General features: G+C 67.0%; 20 protein-coding genes. 5 read left to right on the top strand and 15 right to left on the bottom strand.

Annotated elements, in window-relative coordinates; all coding sequences use genetic code 11:
• Positions 1-254: 254 nt before the first annotated feature.
• Together QOL82_RS21980 and QOL82_RS21985 are read left to right on the top strand one after the other, a co-directional pair.
• A complete protein-coding gene (locus QOL82_RS21980; RefSeq protein ID WP_283444459.1) occupies positions 255-1,103 on the top strand; it encodes an oxidoreductase in 849 nt (282 codons plus the stop codon).
• Positions 1,104-1,414: 311 nt separating this feature from the next.
• Complete coding sequence (locus tag QOL82_RS21985; protein WP_283444460.1) at positions 1,415-1,912, top strand: hypothetical protein; 498 nt, start codon at positions 1,415-1,417, stop codon at positions 1,910-1,912.
• An 83-nt stretch (positions 1,913-1,995) separates the two neighbouring features.
• On the opposite strand, the gene QOL82_RS21990 is transcribed toward QOL82_RS21985, so the two are convergent.
• The 12 genes from QOL82_RS21990 to QOL82_RS22045 form a co-directional block, all read right to left on the bottom strand.
• Positions 1,996-2,868 carry an ABC transporter permease gene (locus QOL82_RS21990; protein WP_283444461.1) on the bottom strand — a complete coding sequence of 291 codons (873 nt, stop codon included), beginning with the start codon at positions 2,866-2,868 and terminating at the stop codon, positions 1,996-1,998.
• Complete coding sequence (locus tag QOL82_RS21995; RefSeq protein WP_283444462.1) at positions 2,865-3,722, bottom strand: ABC transporter ATP-binding protein; 858 nt, start codon at positions 3,720-3,722, stop codon at positions 2,865-2,867. The genes QOL82_RS21990 and QOL82_RS21995 overlap by 4 nt, the downstream gene beginning before the upstream one ends.
• Complete coding sequence (locus QOL82_RS22000; protein ID WP_283444463.1) at positions 3,722-4,768, bottom strand: ABC transporter substrate-binding protein; 1,047 nt, start codon at positions 4,766-4,768, stop codon at positions 3,722-3,724. Before QOL82_RS22000 ends, QOL82_RS21995 begins: the two co-directional genes overlap by 1 nt.
• A gap of 46 nt (positions 4,769-4,814) precedes the next feature.
• Positions 4,815-5,696 carry a TauD/TfdA dioxygenase family protein gene (locus QOL82_RS22005; protein ID WP_283444464.1) on the bottom strand — a complete coding sequence of 294 codons (882 nt, stop codon included), beginning with the start codon at positions 5,694-5,696 and terminating at the stop codon, positions 4,815-4,817.
• A gap of 443 nt (positions 5,697-6,139) precedes the next feature.
• Complete coding sequence (locus tag QOL82_RS22010; RefSeq protein ID WP_283444465.1) at positions 6,140-6,886, bottom strand: ATP-binding cassette domain-containing protein; 747 nt, start codon at positions 6,884-6,886, stop codon at positions 6,140-6,142.
• Between the two features lie 11 nt (positions 6,887-6,897).
• A complete protein-coding gene (gene ssuC, locus QOL82_RS22015; protein ID WP_283444466.1) occupies positions 6,898-7,734 on the bottom strand; it encodes an aliphatic sulfonate ABC transporter permease SsuC in 837 nt (278 codons plus the stop codon).
• Between the two features lie 10 nt (positions 7,735-7,744).
• Positions 7,745-8,899: an FMNH2-dependent alkanesulfonate monooxygenase gene (gene ssuD, locus QOL82_RS22020; protein ID WP_283444467.1), complete on the bottom strand. Its 1,155-nt coding sequence runs from the start codon at positions 8,897-8,899 to the stop codon at positions 7,745-7,747.
• A 9-nt stretch (positions 8,900-8,908) separates the two neighbouring features.
• Complete coding sequence (locus QOL82_RS22025) at positions 8,909-9,904, bottom strand: sulfonate ABC transporter substrate-binding protein (RefSeq protein ID WP_283444468.1); 996 nt, start codon at positions 9,902-9,904, stop codon at positions 8,909-8,911.
• A gap of 117 nt (positions 9,905-10,021) precedes the next feature.
• Positions 10,022-10,603 carry an NADPH-dependent FMN reductase gene (gene ssuE / locus QOL82_RS22030; protein ID WP_283444469.1) on the bottom strand — a complete coding sequence of 194 codons (582 nt, stop codon included), beginning with the start codon at positions 10,601-10,603 and terminating at the stop codon, positions 10,022-10,024.
• A gap of 24 nt (positions 10,604-10,627) precedes the next feature.
• Complete coding sequence (locus QOL82_RS22035; RefSeq protein ID WP_283444470.1) at positions 10,628-11,635, bottom strand: sulfate ABC transporter substrate-binding protein; 1,008 nt, start codon at positions 11,633-11,635, stop codon at positions 10,628-10,630.
• Between the two features lie 243 nt (positions 11,636-11,878).
• Positions 11,879-13,057, bottom strand: a complete 1,179-nt coding sequence (locus tag QOL82_RS22040; RefSeq protein WP_283444471.1) for an ABC transporter substrate-binding protein — start codon at positions 13,055-13,057, stop codon at positions 11,879-11,881.
• Between the two features lie 69 nt (positions 13,058-13,126).
• On the bottom strand, positions 13,127-14,368 hold the full coding sequence (locus QOL82_RS22045) for a flavin-dependent oxidoreductase (RefSeq protein WP_283444472.1): 1,242 nt from the start codon (positions 14,366-14,368) through the stop codon (positions 13,127-13,129).
• Positions 14,369-14,555: 187 nt separating this feature from the next.
• On the opposite strand from QOL82_RS22045, the gene QOL82_RS22050 reads away from it, so the two are divergent.
• Entirely contained in the window at positions 14,556-15,107 is a 552-nt protein-coding gene (locus QOL82_RS22050) for a MarR family winged helix-turn-helix transcriptional regulator (protein WP_283444473.1), read from the top strand.
• Between the two features lie 18 nt (positions 15,108-15,125).
• On the opposite strand, the gene QOL82_RS22055 is transcribed toward QOL82_RS22050, so the two are convergent.
• The 3 genes from QOL82_RS22055 to QOL82_RS22065 all read right to left on the bottom strand — a co-directional run bounded on the left by QOL82_RS22055 (position 15,126) and on the right by QOL82_RS22065 (position 18,572).
• On the bottom strand, positions 15,126-15,620 hold the full coding sequence (locus QOL82_RS22055) for a DUF3237 domain-containing protein (protein WP_283444474.1): 495 nt from the start codon (positions 15,618-15,620) through the stop codon (positions 15,126-15,128).
• A gap of 114 nt (positions 15,621-15,734) precedes the next feature.
• Entirely contained in the window at positions 15,735-18,086 is a 2,352-nt protein-coding gene (locus QOL82_RS22060; protein ID WP_283444475.1) for a TonB-dependent receptor, read from the bottom strand.
• A gap of 84 nt (positions 18,087-18,170) precedes the next feature.
• A complete protein-coding gene (locus QOL82_RS22065; protein ID WP_283444476.1) occupies positions 18,171-18,572 on the bottom strand; it encodes a DUF2946 domain-containing protein in 402 nt (133 codons plus the stop codon).
• 132 nt (positions 18,573-18,704) lie between these two features.
• Between QOL82_RS22065 and QOL82_RS22070 the strand changes: the two genes are divergently transcribed.
• Together QOL82_RS22070 and QOL82_RS22075 are read left to right on the top strand one after the other, a co-directional pair.
• On the top strand, positions 18,705-20,156 hold the full coding sequence (locus QOL82_RS22070) for a DUF2868 domain-containing protein (protein ID WP_283444477.1): 1,452 nt from the start codon (positions 18,705-18,707) through the stop codon (positions 20,154-20,156).
• Entirely contained in the window at positions 20,153-21,577 is a 1,425-nt protein-coding gene (locus tag QOL82_RS22075; protein ID WP_283444478.1) for a DUF3482 domain-containing protein, read from the top strand. Before QOL82_RS22070 ends, QOL82_RS22075 begins: the two co-directional genes overlap by 4 nt.
• The last annotated feature ends 103 nt before the right edge of the window (positions 21,578-21,680 follow it).

Below are 21,680 nucleotides of genomic sequence, written 5' to 3' on the forward strand. Positions count from 1 at the left end.
GGATCGGGCTCTGAAGCTGCCTATTATGATCGATTTGATTTGCGCCCCGGCGTTCCGGACGCCGGGGCGGCTGGCATGCGTCATCGGGCAGCGCCAGCGCCGCGGTGAATCCTGGCACGACGCCACGCATGCGATGCCGCTCCGCACCGCACCGGGCAAGGCCATCGCGGGACTTGCGGGACCGAGGAACTCTCCGGCGTCCCGCCGCATCCATCCATGGTTCCCTCCCCTTAACCCGAACACAGGAAACCAACATGATGAATCGAGACAAACCGGTCTGGCTGATCACCGGGTGCTCCACCGGCTTCGGCCGTGAACTTTCGAAGCTCGTGCTTGCGCGCGGCTGGCGGGCCGTGGTGACCGCGCGTGACCCGGCCGCGGTGGCGGACCTGATGGCCGGACACGAGGACGACGCGCTGGCCGCGGCGCTCGACGTGACCCGGCATGAGCAGGTGACCGACGTGGTGGCGCAGGCCTTGCAGCGCTTCGGCCGCATCGACGTGCTGGTCAACAATGCCGGCTACGGCTATCTCGCGGCGATCGAGGAAGGCGAGGACGACGCGGTGCGCGCGATGTTCGAGACCAACGTGTTCGGCCTGATCGACATGACCCGCGCGGTGTTGCCGGCGATGCGGCAGCAGAAAAGCGGCCTGATCGTCAACATCTCCTCGATCGGCGGCCTGACCAGCTTTGCCGCGACCGGCTACTACCACGCGACCAAGTACGCGGTCGAGGGCATGTCGGAGTCGCTTGCGGTCGAGGTCAAGCCCCTGGGCATCGACGTGCTGATCGTCGAACCCGGCCCGTTCCGAACCAACTGGGCCGGGCCGTCGATCAAGCAGTCGGCGATCCAGATCGACGCCTATGCTGCCACCGCAGGCGAGCGCCGCAAGCAGACGTCGGCGCGCAGCGGCAACCAGGCCGGCGACCCGGTGCGCGCGGCGCAGGCCATCATCGATGCGGCGCTGTCGGACCACCCGCCGCTGCGCCTGCTACTGGGCAAGATGGCGCTTGAACTTGCGCGCAGGAAGGTCGACATGCTGCGCCGCGACTTCGATGCGTGGGAATCGACGACGCTGGGCGCCGATTACCCGGACGCCTGACTTACCGGGCAGGACGGCAGCGCCGACGGGAATCGGGCATCGCCTCAATCCCGTCGGAACGGGACAAAAATGCCTGCCGGCACTTGCCGGCTGCACCGTATCCATCGCAAGCCGGAATGCGGCAGGGAAAGCTGTGTCCGGACAGCAAGGACACGCTGTGACCAGAAGGAAATACACGGCAACGCATGAGTTGATTGGACGTTACGCAACGGTCGGGCGCCGGATGCCGCCTTGATTGATTGCAATCACATGCCGGTCGGCCTGGTTTCGGTAGCCTCCTATTTCCACAAAAAAACCCAGCCCATTCCTACATGAAATTTTCCACCGCCTTATCCGCCCTCCTCCTCGGTTCCCTCGCATTCCCGGTTTCCGCTTCATTCGCCCAAGTAGCCCGCCCGTTCAGCGCCAATTTCACCATCGACGAAACGCTCGGTGAAGGCCCTACCCCCGACTGCATGATGATCGGCGTGATTTCTGGCCAGGGCAATGCCAGCCATCTCGGCCGCACGGCAATTTCCGGCACCAACTGCGTAACGCCGCCGACATCGGACACGGCGCCCGTGTTCAATTTCAGGGACGGCAGCATCATCCTGATGGCAGCCAATGGCGACACGCTAAACGGCACGTTCAGCGGTTCGTTCGTGCCGACTAGCACGCCTAACGTGTTCACCGTCGTCGGCGGCACCTACAGCTTTAGCCGCGGAACAGGCCGGTTTACCGCGGCAACCGGTTCAGGCAAGCTGACCGGCACCCAGAACATCGTGTCGGGTAAAGGCCAGTTGCAAGCCAACGGCACGCTCAGCTACTAAGCAACCAAGCTACTAAGCAAATCAAATCCCGGAAACCATTTCCGGGATGTAGGTGCGGCGCGGCCTATCGCCGCCGCGCCCATTCAGCGCTGCATTCCCCACCGCTGCACCGTCACCCGCTCGATGGTGCGAAACACCGCGTTCTCCACCAGCAGCCCGATCAGGATGACCAGCGCCAGGCCGGCAAACACCTTGTCGGTATAAAGCTCGTTGCGGTTCTGGAAAATGTACCAGCCAAGCCCGCCCTTGCCTGACGTGGCGCCAAACACCAGCTCGGCCGCGATCAGGGTGCGCCATGCGAATGCCCAGCCGATCTTGAGACCCGACACGATGGCCGGCAGCGCGGCCGGCACCAGTATCTGCAGCACCAGGCGCAGCCCGCCCAGGCCGTAATTGCGGCCGGCCATGCGCAGCGTCTCCGGCACGCCGCGGAATCCCGCGTAGGTATTGAGCGCCAGCGGCCACAGCACCGAATGCACGATGACGAAGATCAGGCTGAAGCGGCCCAGCCCGAACCACAGCAGCGCCAGCGGCAGCAGGGCGATCGCGGGAAGCGGGTTGAACATCGAGGTCAGCGTTTCCAGCAGGTCGCGGCCGATGCGGGTCGATATCGCCAGCGAGGTCAGCACGAACGCCAGGGCCACGCCTGCCGCATACCCCTGCAGCAGCACGCCCATCGACGTGGCGACATTGCCGGGCAATTCGCCGCTGGCCACGCCCTCCCACAGCGCGCGCATGGTCTGCAGGAAGGTCGGCAGCAGCAGGTCGTTATTCTGCCAGCGGGCCGCCGCTTCCCACAGCAGCGCCAGCGCCGCCAGCAGCAGGCCCTTCCTGAGCCAGCCATGCTGCCATACCCGTTCCCATCCCTTCAGCGGCCGTTCCAGCGCCACGTCGCGCAATGGCTCCGGCGGGCGCTCATACTCGCTGCGGACGGGCGGCTCCAGGATGGCGCTCATGATGCGGCGCTCCGGTGCAGCGCCTGAACCGCCGGCGCGGCGGCGGCCTCGTCGAACAACATGCCGTGGATGCGCTGAGTGGCCCGCTGGAAGGCGTCGCTGCCCGCGCTATGCAGGTTGAACTGGTGGCTGTTGAGTTCGGCGCGGACCTGGCCGGGGTGCGGCGACAGCAGCAGGATACGGTTGCCCACCACCAGCGCCTCCTCGATCGAATGCGTGACGAACAGCAGCGTGAAGCGCAGTTCCTCCCACAGCAGCTGCAGCTCCTCCTGCATCTTGCGGCGGGTCAGCGCGTCAAGTGCGGCGAACGGCTCGTCCATCAGCAGCACCTCGGGCTGCATGGCCAGCGCCCGCGCGATCGCCACCCGCTGCTTCATGCCGCCGGACAGCGTATGCGGATACGCGTCGGCGAACGGCGCGAGTCCGACCTTTTCCAGCCAGTGCAGCGCACGGGCCTCGGCATCGCGCCGGCCCAGCCGGCGGCTCGCCAGCAGCGGGAACATCACGTTTTCCCTGACCGTCTTCCATGGCGGCAGCTGGTCGAATTCCTGGAACACCACGACCCGGTCCGGTCCGGGGCCGCTCACCGTTTCACCATTCAGCGCAATACGGCCTTCCACCGGCGCGATGAAGCCGGCAGCCGCCTTGAGCAGCGAAGACTTGCCGCAGCCGGACGGTCCCAGCAGCACGAAGCGGTCGCCGCGGTGCACGTCGAAGCTGACGCGGTGCGTGGCGCGCACGGTGCGCGCGGCGCTGCGGTATTCCAGCGACACGTCCTGCACCTGCAGCAGCGGCTCCGGCAGGCCGGCGTGCGAACCGACGACCTGCAGCGATTGCGGCTTGCGCGTATTCATCAGCTGCCTCCCGCGGTGACCGGGTCGTCGAAGAAATAGTCTTTCCAGCTTTCCGGCTTGTTCCTGATCGCGCCGACCCTGTGCAGGAACTGCGCCAGGCCCAGCGTGTTCTGCGGCGCCACCTTGAACTCGACTTGCGGGCTCTTGATGATGGACAGCAGCAGCGCACGGTCGAGATTGCTCTTGTTGATCTTCAGGTAGATGTCGGCTGCCGCCTCCGGGTTGGCCTTGATGAACTGCGCTGCTTCCGCCAGCGCCGCCGTGAAAGCGCGATAGGTCTTCGGATTGTCGTTGCGGAATTTCTCGGTCGCATACAGCACGGTCGCCGAACTGGGTCCGCCCTGCACTTCATACGAGTTCAGCACGATATGGGCCTGTTTGTTCTGCGCGAGCTCCTGGTCCTGGTAGGGCGGGTTGCCGAAGTGCGCATTGATCTCGGTGCCGCCGGCGATCACCGCAGCTGCCGCGTCGGGATGCGGCACCGCCTGGGTCAGCTTGTCGAAGCGGTTGAACGCCTTCTCGCCAAACTGCCTGGCCGCGGCCATCTGCAGGATGCGGGCCTGCACCGACACCGTCACCGCCGGCAGCGCGATCCTGTCTTTCTCGCTGAAGTCTGCGATGGTCTTCACGTTGGGATTGTTGCTGACCAGGTAGTACGGGTAATTGCCCAGCGAGGCCACGCCCTTCACGTTCTGCCTGCCCCGGGTGCGGTCCCAGATCGTCAGCAGCGGCCCGACGCCGGCGCCGGCAATGTCGATCGCGCCCGACAGCAGCGCGTCGTTGACCGCGGCGCCGCCGGACAGCTTGGTCCATTCGACCTGGATGTCCAGGCCATCCTTCCTGCCCTGCTTTTCCACCAGTTTCTGTTCCTGCGCGACGTTGAGCAGCAGGTAAACAACGCCAAACTGTTCCGCAACGCGGATCTTGCCCTCGGCGTGCGCGGGCACGGCCATCGCCATGCAGGCGCCGGCGACAAGGGCGCTGCCGATCAGTGTGGACAGGGTGGGAAGTGCGTGGCGGCGTGGACGGGGGTTTTGCAATGGCATCGTGGTTCCTGGTTACATGTGTTCGGATCAGGTTCTGACAGGCGGCTCAGTAAGGCGCGTCGCCTTCTATCGTGGTGCGGTACAGCTTGCGGCGGCAGTGTTCCGGGCAGCCGGCGGCAAGATGCATCAGCGAGCGGTTATCCCAGAACACCATGTCATGCGGCAGCCAGCGGTGACGGTAGATATGCTCTGGCCGCACGCTGTGCGCGAACAGCCGGTCCAGCACGTCGCGGCTCTCGTCTTCCGGCAGGCCTTCGATGCGGGTGGTGAAATGCTCGCTGACGAACAGCGCGCGGCGGCCGGTCTCCGGGTGCGTGCGCACGACCGGGTGCAGCACCGGCGCCACTTCCGCAATCTGCGCGGCCGTCAGGTTGGGACGCCACGGGCTGCGCCGCTGCAGCTCGGCGTAATTGGCCAGGTAGCTATGCTCGGCTTTCCTGCCTTCGACGATGCGTTTCAACTCGAGAGGCAGCGTGTCCCATGCCAGGTGCATGTTGGCAAACAGCGTGTCGCCGCCCTCCTCCGGCAGTTCCTGCGCATGCAGCATCGAGCCGAGGCTGGGATGCTCCTTGTAAGACAGGTCGGAATGCCATAACTGGCCTGCGTCGCCCAGGCCAATCGGCTTTCCATCTTCCCTGATGTTCGAGACGATCAGGATCTCGGGATTGCTGGCAAGCTGGAACTGGCGCAGCACGTGGATCTGCAGCGGACCGAAGCGGCGGCTGAACGCCACCTGCTGGGACGGCGTGATGCGCTGGTCGCGAAACACCAGCACATGGTGATCGAGGTGCGCCCGATGGATGCGCGCGAATGCGACATCGTCGACCGGACGCGTGAGGTCCAGCCCGATGATCTCGGCGCCCAGCGGCGCTTCGAACGGGACGACCTCGAATTGGCTTTCAACAGCCTGGGCAATGACAGCGGACATGGTTGGGCTTCCCGTGTGACATGGAAAAGGAAGACCAGTGTATGGGCTGGATGGCAAGGCTGGAACGAAGCATATCGAGGATCGATATGCGTTTTCTAACAATGGCGATCGGCATGAACGCCCGGCTTTGCGGCGATGCCGACAAGCGGGCGCGCCATCGCGTTATACGAATCCCAGGTCATCGCGTACCGGGTGAAATCAATGATTCCGATTCGTCATCGCAGCTCGTAGGGTGTAATAAGCAAAGCGCATTACGCCAGTCGTTGCGAACACATGATCGTCGTTGATTGGCCAGTGGTGTAATGCGCTTGCGCTTATTACACCCTACGGATTTTCATGGCGCATTGTGAAGCGGGATTAATATCGAGCATCGCTGCAGACCTTCGAAGCATCGCGTCGGACGGCGCGCTGCCCCTATCGTTACAGGCGCACTCTGCGCGGCCTCACGCGGGCTGCAGCACCCGCGACAGGATGTCCTCTTCCAGCTTGGCGAACAGCGGATTGCCGCGTGAGCGCGGGCGCGGCAGGTCTATCCTGCAGTCCATGCTGATCTCGCCGTCCTCGATCAGCACCACGCGGTCGGCCAGCGCCACGGCCTCCTGCACATCGTGGGTCACGAGCAGCGCGGTGAAGCCGCGCGATCGCCACAGCCGCTCGATCACCTGCTGCATCTCGATACGGGTCAGCGCATCGAGCGCGCCCAGCGGCTCGTCCAGCAGCAGCAGTTGGGGGTCGTGCACCAGCGCACGGGCCAGCGCCACCCGCTGGCGCTGGCCGCCGGACAGGACCGACGGCCAGTCGTGCGCCCGGTCTTCCAGCCCGACCTGCTGCAGCACCGGGCGCACATCGACATGGCGCGACAAGCCCAAGGCCACGTTGTCGGCGACATTCTTCCACGGCAGCAGGCGGGAATCCTGAAACATCACGCGCGTCTCCGGCAGCGCCGTGCCGTCGCCGAACCGCACCGCGCCCGCGGCAGGCGTTTCCAGCGCCGCGATCAGGCGCAGCAGCGTGCTCTTGCCGCAGCCGCTGCGCCCGACCACCGCGACGAATTCTCCTGCGGCCAGCGTCAGGTCGATCCCGCGCAGCACCTGGCGGGCGCCATAGGATTTGCCCAGCCCCTGAACGCTGACAGCGATGCCGCGTCGCGCTGCGTCGGCGCCAGCCTGTCCTTCCTGCATTGTCTGCATCGTGTGTTCCTTCATGATCGGTTGCCGTGCTGGTAGCCGGGATGCCAGCGCAGCCAGTAACGCTCCATCCCGCGCGACAGGATGTCGGCCAGCTTGCCCAGCAGCGCATACAGCAGGATGCCGACCAGCACCACGTCGGTCTGGAGGAATTCGCGGGCATTCATCGTCATGTAGCCGATGCCGGATTGCGCCGATATCGTTTCGGCCACGATCAGCAGCACCCAGACCAGGCCCAGCGAAAACCGCACGCCGACCAGGATGGAAGGCAGCGCCCCGGGCAGGATCACGTCGCGGTAGAGCGGCCAGCCCGACAGGCCGTAGCTGCGCGCCATTTCGACCAGGCCCTTGTCGACCGAGCGTATGCCATGGAAGGTGTTGAGGTAGACCGGGAAGAACACGCCGATCGCGACCAGGAACAGCTTGGCTGTCTCGTCGATCCCGAACCACAGGATGACCAGCGGGATCAGCGCGAGCGCGGGGATGTTGCGCACCATCTGCAGCGTCGTGTCCAGCAGCGTCTCGGCGCTGCGGAACGTGCCGGTCAGCAGGCCCAGCAGCAGGCCCAGGCCGCCGCCGACGACGAAGCCATAGATGGCGCGGCCCAGGCTCACGCCGACATGGCGGGCCAGCTCGCCCGACTGCGCCAGCGTCACGAACGCGCGCAGGACCGCCATCGGCTCCGGCAGCACGCGGCTGGACAGCCAGCCGAACTGGCTTGCGGCCTGCCATGCGCAAAGCAGCAGCGCCGGCACCGCCCACGGCGCCAGCGGCTTGAGCCAGGCGGCGCCTGACGGCAGCCGGCCTTGCTTGCGACGGACCAGGGCCGCAGGGGCAGGATAGGCGCTCATCGCGGCTTCCTCAGCTCTGCGACGCTTTGGGATACAGCCCGTTGGCGACCACTTCGCCGAACGGGCCCGACAGGTTCTGGTCGTTCACCGCGGCCCTGCCTTTGCCCAGCAGCGGGAACACCAGCTCGGCGAACCGGTAGGACTCCTCCAGGTGCGGGTAGCCGGACAGGATGAAGGTCTCGATGCCCAGCTCCTGGTATTCGCGCATCCGCGCGGCGACGGTTTCCGGGTCGCCGACCAGCGCGGTGCCTGCGCCGCCGCGCACCAGGCCGACGCCGGCCCAAAGGTTGGGCGAGACTTCCAGCTTGTCCCGGCGGCCGCCGTGCAGCGCGCTCATGCGGCGCTGGCCCTCGGAATCCATCTTTGAAAACGCCGCCTGCGCGCGGGCGATCACATCGTCGTCGACATGGCTGATCAGCTCCTCGGCGGCCTTCCAGGCGGCCTCGCTGGTTTCCCGCACGATCACATGCAGGCGTATGCCAAAGCGCAGCGTCCGGCCGTGGCTCGCTGCGCGGGCACGGATGTCGGCAATCTTTTCCGCCACCGCGGCCGGCGGTTCGCCCCAGGTCAGGTAGACGTCGACCTGCTCGGCGGCCAGCGCATGCGCGGCTTCCGACGAGCCGCCGAAATACAGCGGCGGATAAGGCTTCTGCACCGGCGGGTACAGCGTCTTGGCGCCCTTGACGGTAATGTGCTTGCCCTCGAAGTCGAAGCCCTGCGCGCCGCCCTCGCCGGCCAGCGACGCCCGCCAGATGCGCAGGAACTCATCCGATATTTCATAGCGGGTCGCGTGGTCCGCATGCAGGCCGTCGGCCAGCATCTCGGCCTCGTCGCCGCCGGTGACGACATTGATCAGGAGCCTGCCGTTGGACAGGCGGTCGAAGGTCGACGCCATCCGCACCGCCAGGCCCGGCGTGGACAGCCCGGGGCGCACGGCCACCAGGAATTTGAGCCGGCGGGTTTCGCCGATCAGGCTGGACGCGACCACCCAGGCGTCTTCACAGGAACGGCCGGTGGGCAGCAGCACGCCTTCATAGCCCAGCGTGTCGGCCGCCACCGCGACCTGGCGCAGGTAGTCATGGTCGACCGGACGCGCGCCCTGCGTGGTGCCGAGGTAACGGCTGTCGCCGTGGGTAGGGAGGAACCAGAAAATATTGGGAGTCATGTGGCTGTCCTATTTGCTTGATTGCGCAGCCACGGGCCGCCAGACGATATCGGCGACGCGCAGCGGCTTGGGAATCAGTTTGAGTTTGAAGAACGTGTCGGCGATGCGCTGCTGTTCCTGGATGACGGCGGCCGTCACCGGCTTGACGCCGTAGGCGTAGCGTTCCACCGCGAGGTCGACCGTGCCGGCGTCCAGGCCGGTCTGCGCGGACAGCACCGCGGCCGCCTCCTTCGGATTGGCCAGGCCCCATTCGTCCACCCGGGCCAGTTCCTCGATCAGCACCTGCACGATATCGGCATGCCGGTCGGCATACGGGCGGGACGCCAGGTAGAACTGGTGGTTCGAGACCAGCCCGGTGCCGTCGGCCAGGACGCGCGCGCCGATCTGTTTTTCGGCCGCGGCCAGGAACGGGTCCCAGATTGCCCAGGCATCGACGCTGCCGCGCTCGAACGCGGCGCGCGCATCGGCCGGCGGCAGGTAGACCGGCGTGATGTCGCTGTACTGCAGCCCCGCCTTCTCGATCGCCTGCACCAGCAGGTAATGCACGTTCGATCCCTTGTTGAGGGCGACCTTTTTCCCTTTCAGGTCCGCCACCGTCTTCAGCGCCGACCCTTTCGGCACCACGATGGCTTCGGCGCGCGGCGCTGGCGGTTCGTTGGCGACGTACACCAGGTTGGCGCCAGCGGCCTGCGCAAAGATGGGCGGCGCTTCGCCGACCGTGCCGAAGTCGATGCTGCCGACATTGAGCCCTTCCAGCAGCACCGGGCCGGCTGGAAACTCGATCCACTTCACCGTGATGCCTTGCGCCGCAAGCCGCTTGTCCAGCGTGCCGCGTCCCTTCAGCAGCGTCAGCGTCCCGTACTTCTGATAGCCGATGCGCAGCACGCCTTTTTCCTGCGCATGGGCGAGCGTGCCCAGCGAGCCGGCCAGTGCGCCTGCGGCGGCGGCCGACAGCAGCGCCAGGGTGCGGCGCTTGGCCAGACGCGATTGCTGTGTTTTGTTCATGGTGATCCCCGATCTTGTGAAATTTGGACAAAGCGTCCCCCCGATGCGGCCACGGCGCGGCCGACATTCAAACGGCTTCAGACGGCAGGAGGGGAAACGGCGAAAAGCGGACGCTGCTTACGCGCTACATCGCAGCCCGGCCAGGGCGTTGGCGGGGGAAGCCGGCGGCGGCGGCAGCGGCAGCGCGTCCGACAGCAGGTCGACGCCCTCGGCGATGCGGCGGGCAATATCGGCGTCGAGCGTCAGCCCGCCCGGCTGGGTCCACACCACCTGCGCATCGGTTGCGTAAATACTGGGCAGCACATGCCGAGCGCCGAGCGCCGAGAGCACCGGCCGCAACGCATAGTCCAGCGCCAGCATGTGCGACTGGCTGCCGCCGGTGGCCAGCGGCAGCACCAGCTTGCCCTTGAGCCCGTCCTGCGGCAGCAGGTCCAGGAAAGCCTTGAGCACGCCGCTGTATGCTGCCTTGTAGACAGGCGTGGCGATCACGAGCGCATCGGCGTCGGCGACGAGCGCGCAGGCCGCGACCAGGCCGGCATGGCCGAAGTCGGCTTGCAGCAGCGCGGTGGCCGGCAGGTCCCGCACCTGCAGCTGGCGCGTCCGATGCCCTAGCAGCGCCAGTTTCTCGCCAGTGTGGTGCAGCAGCCGTGTCGAGCGCGATGGCGCGGACGGACTGCCTGCAAGGAGCAATATGGTCATGTCGGTTCCGCGATCGTCAACGGATTACTTCTTGCCGGGCTGGTAGATCTGGTCGAACACGCCGCCGTCGGCAAAATGCGTTTTCTGCGCCTTTGCCCAGTCGCCGGCGACGTCGGCCAGCGTGAACAGCTTCACCTTGGGAAACTGCGCCGCATATTTTGCGGCCGCCTTTTCGGTCGCCGGGCGGTAGTAATTTTTCGCGATGATTTCCTGCGCTTCGTCGGTGTACAGGTATTGCAGGTACGCCTCGGCCGCCTTGCGGGTGCCATGCTTGTCGACATTCTTGTCGACCACCGCGACCGGCGGTTCGGCCAGGATGCTGACCGTCGGCGCCACCACTTCGACCTTGTCCGGGCCGAGTTCCTTGATCGCGAGGATCGCCTCGTTTTCCCAGGCGATCAGCACGTCGCCGATGCCGCGCTCGACGAAGGTCGTCGTTGCGCCGCGCGCGCCGGAGTCCAGCACCGGCACGTTCTTGTACAGCTTGCCGAGGAATTCCTTTGCGCTCGCCTCGCTGCCGCCCGGCTGCTTCAGTGCGTAGCCCCAGGCCGCAAGGTGATTCCAGCGTGCGCCCCCGGACGTCTTGGGATTGGGCGTGATGACGGAAATGCCGGGCTTCACCAGGTCGTTCCAGTCCTTGATGCCCTTGGGATTGCCCTTCCTGACCAGGAACACGATGGTCGAGGTATAGGGCGCGGCGTTGTGCGGCAGCCGCTTCTGCCAGTCGGCCGCGAGTATCTTGCGCTCGGCGATGGCGTCGATGTCATAGCCGAGGGCCAGCGTCACGATGTCGGCCTCCAGTCCGTCGATGACCGAGCGCGCCTGCTTGCCCGAGCCGCCATGCGACTGCTTGACCTTCACGTCGTCGCCGGTCTTGGCCTTCCACTGCTTCGCGAACGCGGCATTGACGTCCTGGTAGAGCTCGCGCGTCGGATCGTAGGACACGTTGAGCAGGCTGACTTCGGCTGCCTGCAGCGCCGGCGCGACCAGGGCGAGAACGAGGGCAAGGCCGGACAATTTCTTAAGCAACATGACAACCCTTCATGAATTCGTTTTCCGAACCTGAAGGTTATCGAAGGGGCTCGCGATAGCGAACGAATTATTTCGTGCGGCCTTATGCGGTTTTCAACTAACAGGACCGCGCTGGGGAAAAAGGGTGCATGAAGCGGCGGCTGCGGGAGAACGCGGGCCGCGCTTCCTCCGCGAGCGGCCGGTTGCGGGCATGCAAGTGGGAAGGCTGCCCGATTTCCCCGCTCCCGCGGCTTCGACGCCTGCTTACTTGGCGTCGTCCACCAGTTTCCACTTGCCGCCGTCGATGCGGACCATCACCTGCCCGCGGGCATCGAGGCCGTTATGGTTGGCCGCGCTCATGTTGAAGACGCCTTCCGGGCTCACCACTTCCTTCATGCCTTCCAGCGCATCGCGCAGCGCCTGCCGGAATTCCAGCGTGCCGGGCTGGGCTTTCTTCAGCGCCACCGGCACCGTCGCCTGCAGCCAGTTGAGCGCGGTCCATGCGGTGGAGCCGAACTGGGAGCGGGTGTTCTCGCCGTATTTCCCTTCGTACTGGGTCACGTAGTCCATTGCCGGCTTGCGGACCGGATTGCCGGCCGCAAGCTGCTCGGCCACCAGCACTGGCGCCACCGCCATGAACGAGCCCTCGACATCCTTGCCGCCAATGCGCAGGAAGTCCGCGTTCGCCACGCCGTGGGTCTGGTAGATCGCGCCCTTGTAGCCGCGCTTGGCCAGCTCGATATGCGGCGTCGCGCCTGGCGTGCCGAAACTGAAGATGTAGACCGCGTCCGGGTTGGCCGCCATCACCTTCAGCACCTGCGACGTCGCCGAGACATCCTGCGCGCCGATGCGCTCGGTGGCCGTGATCTTGATGCCGGCGGCCGGCGCCTGGGTGCTGAACGCCTTCAGGAAGCCTTCGCCATAGCTGGTGGTCACCGCGATCACCGCGGCATTCTTCACCTTGTGCGCCTTCATGTGCTCGATGGCCTTCTCCACCGACAGCGACTCCGGCGCGGCCATCTTGAACGCCCACTTGCGCGGGCCTTCCTGCGGCTCGACGATCGCATTGCCGCCGCCCAGCGCAATGATGGGCGTGCCGTTGCGGCCGGCCACTTCCATCGCCGCGATCGATGGCGGCGTGATCGAAGGGCCGACGATCACGTCCACCTTTTCCTCGGTAATGAGTTTCGACGCCTGCTTGGACGCCTCGGTCGCATCGCTATTGTCATTGAGCATGACCAGCCTGACCTTCTGGCCGCCGATCTCGGTGGGCCAGACGCGGACCGTGTTTTCAGCCGGCTTGCCGAGCGACGCGGCCGCGCCGGTCAGCGACAGGATGACGCCGACGGTGATGTCCGCATGCGCCGACCCTGCCAGCCCCATGCCCAGCAGCGAAACGGCGAGCGCAAGCTTGCGCCGCGGGCCGGTGTTTTCCTTGATCATGTTCATTTCCTGTCTCCGTTGTCATTGTTGTTTAACGCTGTGTCCGGGCATCCGGGCCCGCCCCGTCGATTAACGCTGCGCCTGCACCAGCGTGTCCTTGTCGAAGCCCGCCAGGCGCTTGTAGCGCAGCGAGATGGCTTCGAGTTCCGAGCGCGGCACCACGTCGGCGATGTCGGAAAAACCATCGGGCGCGCGCTGCTCGGCGAGCTGCATCACCTGCTCCGGCCCGTTCATCCGGTTGCGCAGCACGATGCCGGTGGTGCGCGGCAGCCGCTCCGCCTCGTATTCGCGCAGCGCGTAGAGCAGCCCGTCCTCGCCGCTCAGGCAGTCGGCCAGGTAGCGCGCGTCGAGGATCGCCTGCGCGCTGCCGTTCGAGCCGATCGGGTACATCGGGTGGGCGGCGTCGCCCATCAGCGTCACGCGCTCGAAGGTCCAGCGCGGCAGCGGGTCGCGGTCGACCAGCGGGAATTCATAGACCACCTCGGCGGCGTCGATCAGCGCCGGGATATCGATCCAGCCCCATTTCCAGCTGTCGAAGGGCTTGCTGAAGACGGCCTTGTCGACCTTGCGGTTCCAGTCGGACTTCGGCGGTTCGCCGTCGGGCACCCGCAGTTCCGCGATCCAGTTGAGCAGGGAACGCCCCTGTTTGCGCAGCGGCTCGGAAATCGGATAGCAGACGAACTTCTGGTCCTGGTGTCCCGCCATGAACATGCTGCGGCCGTCCATGAAGGGCTCGGCCTGCGTCACCGCGCGCCACAGCATGCGGCCCGAAAAGCGCGGCTGGTCGCCTTGCGGGTACATGAAGCGGCGCACCGCGGAGTGAATGCCGTCGGCGCCCACCAGCACGTCGGACTCGACCTGCACCTCGGCCTGGTCCGCCTGCCGCACGAACGTGGACAGCACCGTGTCCGCCACCTGCTCGAAGGACCGGAACGCGTGGCCGCAATGGATGCGGTCCGCGCCCAGCCGCTCCTGCACGGCCTGCAGCAGCGACATCTGCAATTCGCCGCGATGGATCGAGTACTGCGGCGTGTCGTAGCCGGCGGCCCGGCCGCGCGGCTCGCGCCAGATTTCCTGGCCGAACTTGTTGAAATACGCAAGCGTCGACGTTTCCACGCCCTGCGCGGCCAGCACGCTTTCCAGTCCCAGACGGCATAGCTGCTGGCTTGCATGCGGCAGCAGGTTGATGCCCACGCCCAGCGGCCTGATCTCGCCGACCGCTTCGTAGACGTGCACATCGATCCCGCGCTCGTGCAGCATCAGCGCCAGCGTCAGTCCGCCGATGCCGCCGCCGGCGATTGCTACTTTCATGTCTTCCTCCAGGAACTCCGGGACAGCGCGCCGGGCGCCGTCGCCAGTTTGTATTGTTACACTGTATAACAGTTATTTTAGAGAACACAAGCGCTGTTTTACGCACGCCAAACGGGCGGCGCCGCGCCGGCGTTTCCGGAAAATCAGCGGTTACAATGCGGCACAGCCCCTCTCCCAGAGCCTTTCCGTGAAACCTGCCGACACGTCCATTCCGAAAAAAAACACGCCGGGAAAACGGCACAGGACCGGCGAGGCCAGGCGCGTGCAGGGCGAGGCGGGCGCGCCCTCATTCAATGCGCGGATCGAGGGGATCGATTACGACGTGCTGGAAGAGCTGACCGGCTACGCGGTCCGGCGCGCCCAGCTCTCGATCTACGACGATTTCGCCGCCACGCTCGGCGTCGAAGGCATCACGCCGCAGCGTTTTTCCTCGCTGGTCATCATCGGCAGCAATCCCGGCATATCGCAGACGCGGCTTGCCGAGGTGATGGGCATCGCCCGCTCGGGCGTCGTGTCCATCATCGACAATTTCGAGCAGGCCGGCCTGGTGGAGCGCCAGGACTCGGGCGACCGCCGGTCGTACATGCTGCGCCTGACGCCGGACGGCCAGCGGCAGCTGAAGAAATACAAGACCGCCGTCAGGGAGCATGACGACCGCGTCGCCCAGCAGCTGAGCGCCGACGAGCGGCAGCAGCTGCGCAACCTGCTCGGCAAGCTGTGCATCGGCCCGAAGGCCTAGCGAAGGCCCTGGCGCCGGTCAGCCTACCAGGAAGACTTCCAGCACCGCCGCATCCGGGCGACGCATCGCCTTGCCGATCGCCAGCACCGAGTTCAGGCTTTGCCATTTCGGCGCGCTGGTCTGGAAACGCAGCGTCGTCCTGAAATAGTAGTCGTCCGCCGAAACCGCTTCGCCCCTGCCCAGCCGCGCCATCACGTCGGCCGGTCCATGACGGTAGCCGCGGCTCTCGACCTCGATCAGGTCGCCTTCGCTGGTGCGGATCACGTATTGCGCGCTGATGTCCAGCGTGCCGTCCCGCCGCTGGATCTGCCAGTCGACGCCGCCTGCAAGCACTTCGCCCGACAGCGTCTCGCCTTCCACCTCGCCGCCGACGATGGGCACGTAGCGCCGTTCGCCGTAAGGCCCTTCGCCCAGCGTCACCAGCGCCGACACGCGGGCGGTGATGCGGCACAGATGGCGCAGCGCCGGCGCCTGCGCCGCGCTGCCCGGGGGAATGTTCGATACGGTGTCCATGCCTGCGTCTCCTGTGGTCGGTAAAGATTGACGCCTGCATCCGTCAAGGCGAAAACCCCATTCTGCAAAATAGTTCCGGGCCATGGCAAGAGCGCAAGGCGATTGCCGGCCAGGCTACAGGTCGAACTTCAGTTCCGCCACGTAGGTACGCTGCGGATACGGGTGGAAGTTCCAGTACTTGTCATTGTTCAGGTTGTCGACGCCGAATGCCGCCGTCCACTGTTTGGCCACCTGGTAGCGCAGCCGCAGGTCGGTCGTGAAATAGCGGCTCGAGCCCATGTAGGCGTAGCCGTTCGTATCGGCATTGTTGAGCGTCGAGTACTGGGTGCCGCTGTAGCGGGCGCCCAGCGTACCCGTCAGCGCCGGCGTGAAGCGGTAACTGGCCAGCGCGGTGGCCCGCCAGAACGGCACCCGCGGCTGCACCTTGCCCAGCGTGTCGCCCGGCGTCGCGACGAAGCCGCTGTTCTCCCTGATGCGCGAATCGGCGTACGTGATGCTGCCCGACAGGTCCAGCCCCCTGGCGATGACATCCGTGCCGCTGAACGCCAGCTCGACGCCATGGGTGCGGATGCGCCCGACGTTCTGCACGCGGCTGATGTTGGCATTGGCCGCCGTATCGAAGGTCGTCTGCGAATACAGCGAGTCCTTCACGTTTTCCGAAAAAAGGGTGACGCGCAGCAGCGCATTGCCCAGGTCCTTTTCGGCGCTGAGTTCGGTGGTCCAGGATTTCTCCGGCGCCAGGTTGGGGTCGTTGACGAAGCGGGAATTGATGGTGGAGGTCGCGCCGTACAGCTCCGCCACCGTCGGCATGCGCACCGCCCGGCCGGCCGAGGCCTTGAACACCGTGTCCGCGCTCCACTGGTAGGACAGCGCGGCCTTCGGCGAGATGAAGTTTTCGTCCCGCGCCGCATAGGCGGTATTGGCCGCGCTGCCCGCCGAGAAACGGGTGAAGCCGCGGTCCGCGGTCCAGTTCTCCAGCCGCGCGCCCAGCACCGCGCGCCAGTTCGGCGCGAAGTCCCAGCGGTCCTGCGCATACAGGCTGCGCAGCTGCGTGCGGCCGCCCACGTCGTTGGCCGGCGTGCCGGCATCGTCGTCGCGCCAGTCGCCGGCCAGGTTGGTGCGGAGTATGCGCAGCTTGTAGGTATCCTGCTGGTAGCCGACGTCGACGACATGCTCGCCTCTCACGCCCTGCGGCCGCCATATGCCTTTCAGGGACAGCGTGCTCCAGCCGGTGCCGTCCTGGTCCTGCAGCGTGCCGGCGCCGCCGGACAGCGCCGCCGGCAGGGCCACGCCGGACGTGCGCAGCTGGTCGCGGTCGTAGCGGTACAGGCTGGCCGCGGCTTCCCAGTCCCAGACGCCCTGCGTGTTCGACTTCAGCGACAGCCCGTGCATCACGTGCTGCAGCGACTCGTTGCTGACGGCGAAGTCGGACGCGCCCAGCGTGTAGCCCCGGCCGCCGATGCTGACCGGCCCGCTGTAGACCTGCGCGCCCGACGCGTCGCGCAGGTAACTGTCGGCGCGCCCGGTGGAAGTGTTCTGCCAGTAGCCCAGCGTATAGCTGGCCCGCAGCGTCGGCGAGAGATCGTAGGCCAGCTTGGCCTTCGCATGGTCCTGCACCGTGTGGTACTGGGTGGCGGTGCCGAGGATCAGCCACGGCGCGCCGTTGCGGTCGAACTCGGGCACGGCGCCGGTCACGGCACGCGCGTTTGCCGCCGGCGCCGCGGTGCCGGGGGTGCGGGTGGCGAAGGTCAGCGGCTGGCCGACGCTGTCGGTGCGGTTGACATTGAAGAACCAGGACCAGTCGCCGTTCCTGCTGCCCAGCGACGCGCTGGCCTGGTGGCCGCTGAACGTGGAATGGGTGTTGTACAGGTCGAATGGCTGGGTGAAGTAGCTGGCCTTTGCATGCGCCTCGAATTGCCGCGGCATGCGGGTGACGAAGTCCACCACCGCGCCCACCGAGTTGCCCGGATAGGCGGCCGAGAACGGCCCGTACATCACGTCGACCCGCTCGATTTCCTCCGGCGTGACCAGTCCCCAGCGCGGCGCATAGGTCGCGCCGTTGCCCAGGTAATTCGACAGCAGGATGCCGTCGGCGTAGACGGCCGATCGCGCGCTGTTGCCGGTGCCGGACGCGCGGCTCGACAGCACCGCGTGGTTGTAGTCGCCGACGTAGCGCTTGCGCACCAGCAGGCTGGGAAAGTATTTCAGCGCATCTTCACTGTCGGTCGCATTGACGGTCTGCTCGACCTGCTGGCCGGTGACGCCTTCCATCGTGGTGGGTATCTGCGACGGCAGCGAGGTCGGCTGGCCGCTGGTCACCGTCACCGTGCCAAGTTCACGGACAGGGGAATCGGCGGCTTGCTGCGCGAACGCGCCGGCGGACAATGCGGCCAGCAGGGACGCGGCGATGGGTTTGCAATACGGGATGGATTGCGTTCTGACATGCGGGTTGGACGGCGCTTTCATCGGTGCTCCGAAATTCATGATCGATTGATGAGGGCTGCGACACGATGCGCGATGCGGCGTCGTGGCGGCAGCTTCTTGCAGGGATCAGGAAAACCGGGGCGGCGCGCGTGACTGGGCGTCGGTCCATATCGGCAGCGGACTCGGCGACCGGTAGAACAGCAGGGGCCGGATGCGGGCGCCGGAATCGACGGCGAAGACCAGCGCTGCCGCCGGCGGCAGCGCGAACGACGCGGCATGGGTGCTGCAGAACGGGCAATGGGCCGCCTCCGCCAGCGTGTCGCGCGACGCCGGCGTACCGGCCTTCTTCACCGCGGCATCCGCCTTGACCAGCTTGACGCCGGCGACCGAGCAGATCTCCATCCACGCAATGTCCGAACCGCGTGCCAGCGCCAGAGCATGGGACACCGATGGCGCGAGCGCGGACATCAGTATCGCCAGGCACGCGGCCCAGGCCGCGAAGCGGCGCGTGAAAAGGTTCATCTGCATGGAAAAAATTATATCAGCCCGGATTGCGCCCGATGGCGACTTTGTCAGTCGACAATGGCGCGGCATATCCGGAGCGATCCGCCGCCCTTAATCAAACTACAATAAAGTCCGATCAACAAGGGCAAGGGCGTTATGGACGAAGCGGCTGCACGCGACGTATTGCTGGTGAAGGCGATCGAAACCGCCGACCAGGCGCGCGACGTGCTGAGCGAGGACGACAGGCGCCACGCCAGCCGCAGCGCGCGCGAACTCGCCCAGTGGGATGCGACCGACAGGAAGCAGCCGCTGACGCCGGCGCTGTTCCTGCACCGGCGCGCTGCGCAGGTTCTCGCCAGGCTGGCCGAGCGCAAGCCGGCGACCGCCGCCTTTTTCAGGCCGCGGCCCTGGGGCAGGCTGGCGGCGATCGTGCTGCCGTTCGCGGCGCTGCTGTGCGGCGTGATGGTCGACCGCATCGGCGACCCGCACCGGGTGGACCTGCTGTCGGCGCCGCTGCTGCTGATGCTGCTCTGGAACCTCGTCGTCTACCTCGGCCTGCTGCTGTGGCCGGTGCTGCGGGCGGCTCGGCCCGGAGCGACCCGGCCGCGCCTTCCCGGCTGGCCCGCGCTGGCGATGCCGTTTCCATTGCGCCGGCCGCCGCCCTGGCTGGCCGCGGCGCTCGCGCAGTTCGGCGCCGAATGGCTGCGGCTGTCCGCGCCGCTGCAGGCGGCGCGGATGAAGCGTTCGCTGCACCTGGCCGCCGCGATGCTGGCGCTGGGCGCGGCCGCCTCGCTTTACCTGCGCGGCATCCTGGCGCAATACCAGGTCGGATGGGAAAGCACCTTCCTCGATGCGTCGCAGGTATATCGGCTGCTGTCGTTCATTTTCGAGCCGGCCATGGCGCTGCTGCGCCTGCCCGGCTTCACGCTCGACCAGGTCCGCGCGCTGCAATACCCGCAAGCGGCGCCGGGCAGCTCTGGCGCGTTGTGGGTCCACCTGTATGCGGCGACCCTGCTGCTGCTGGTGATCCTGCCGCGGCTGGCGCTGGCGGCGCTGGCCTGGCGCCGCGAGAGGCGGCTCGCCGCCGCCTTTCCGCTGGACCTCGGACAGCCGTATTTCGCGCGGCTTTGCGCCGGCCTCACGCCGGATGCGCCCGCCTGCCTGTGGGTGCGCCCGTACAGCTACCGGGTCGGCGACAGCCTGCGCGGCAGCCTGGCCGAGGTCGCGCACGGGCTGCTGGGCGAACAGGCCGGCCTGGTGCTGGACGCATCCACCGCCTATGGCGCGCCGCCCGCGGCCGTTGCGCCGCCGGCAGGGGCGCTGTGCGCGGCGCTGTTCCCGCTCAGCGCCACGCCGGAGCCGGAGAATCACGGCGACTTCCTCGACCAGCTCAAGCGCGCCGGCACGGTCGTCGCGCTGGTAGACGAGTCCGGCTACCTCGAACGCCTCGGTCCGCAGGGCGCCGGCCGCGCGGCGGAGCGCGCCGAGCTGTGGCGCCAGTTCTGCGCGCTGCGCCAGGTGCCGATGGCGGTCGTCAACCTCGCCGACCCGGCGCGCCGCCGGGATGACATCGAGCGCCTGCTGGCGCCGGGAATGAACGCCACATGAGCAACGACGCCGCCCGCATCCAGCTGGTGCTGATTTCCCACACCAATGCCGGCAAGACCACGCTGGCCAGGACGCTGGTCGGCATGGACATCGGCGAGGTGCGCGATGCGCCGCATGTGACCACCGCCTCCGAGTCGCATACGCTGCTGGAAACCGCGAATGGCGATGCGCTGCTGCTGTGGGACACGCCCGGCTTCGGCGACTCGGTGCGGCTGGCGAAACGGCTGGCCAATGCCGACAACCCGATAGGCTGGCTGCTGCGCGAAGTCATCGACCGTTACCGCGACCGGCCGTTCTGGCTGAGCCAGCAGGCGCTGCGCACCGCGCGCGAGGCGGCGGACCTGGTGCTCTACTTGGTCAACTCCTCCGAGGACCCGCAGGACGCCGGCTATCTCGACGCCGAGATGAAGGTGCTGGAATGGCTGGGCAAGCCCGTCCTGGTGCTGCTGAACCAGATGGGCCCGCCCCGCCCGGCCGCCGCGGAACAGCTCGAACAGGCACGCTGGCGCACCGGGCTGGCGGCCTATCCGGCGGTCCGCGAGGTGCTTGCGCTGGACGCGTTCGCGCGCTGCTGGGTGCATGAGCGGGTGTTCTACGACGCCATCGGCGCCTGGCTGGCCGACGACAGGAAACCGGCGCATGCGCGGCTCGTGGCGCAATGGGAACGGGAGAACGAGGCGCGCTTCCACGCGGCGATGGCGCTGGTCGCCGAGCAGGTCGCGGCCGCCGCGCGCGACAGCGAGCCCCTGTCCGCCGCCAGCCGGCCGATGCTGGAATCGGTGGCAAAGGCGGTCGGCCTCGGCGAGCGCGCCAGCGCCCGCCGCGAAGACCAGGCGATGACAGCGCTGACCGCGCGGCTGGAGCAGTCGATCGCGGCCAGCACCGCCGGCCTGCTGCGCCTTCACAAGCTCGACGCCGGCGCGGCGCGGACCATCAACGAGCGGGTGCGCAAGGCCTACGTGGTGCGCACGCCGGTCGATGCCAGGCAGGCGGGCCTGCTTGGCGCGGTGGTGTCGGGCGCCGCCAGCGGGCTGTCGGCCGACCTGCTCTCCGGCGGCCTGAGCTTCGGCGCCGGCGCGCTGCTGGGCGGCATCGTCGGCGCGCTGACCTTCGCCGGCGCGGCCTGGACGTTCAACACCCGCACCGGCCGCAATGCGTCCACCGTCCATTTCTCCGATGCCTTCCTGCGCTCGCTGGTCGTGGCCGGCCTGCTGCGCTACCTGGCCGTCGCCCACTTCGGCCGCGGCCGCGGCGGCTTCGTCGAGAGCGAGGCCCCGGGATTCTGGCAGGACGAGGTGGAACGGGAAATCGCAAGCCATGAAGCGGCGCTGCCTGCCGCGCTGCGCGCCGAGCCGGCGGTGCTGGCGGCGCTGCTGCAGCAATGCATGGCGCGCGTGCTGGAGCGCCTTTATCCGCGCTAGCCTTCCAATTGCCATTCAAAAACTTGTAACAAGGCATAAGATTCGACCCGCGAAAAAATGCAGCCGCTATAGTGAAGTCCTCGCCGCACCCATCGGCGGTTTC

Source organism: Noviherbaspirillum suwonense (genome assembly GCF_900182955.1).
Taxonomy (GTDB): domain Bacteria; phylum Pseudomonadota; class Gammaproteobacteria; order Burkholderiales; family Burkholderiaceae_D; genus Noviherbaspirillum_A; species Noviherbaspirillum_A suwonense.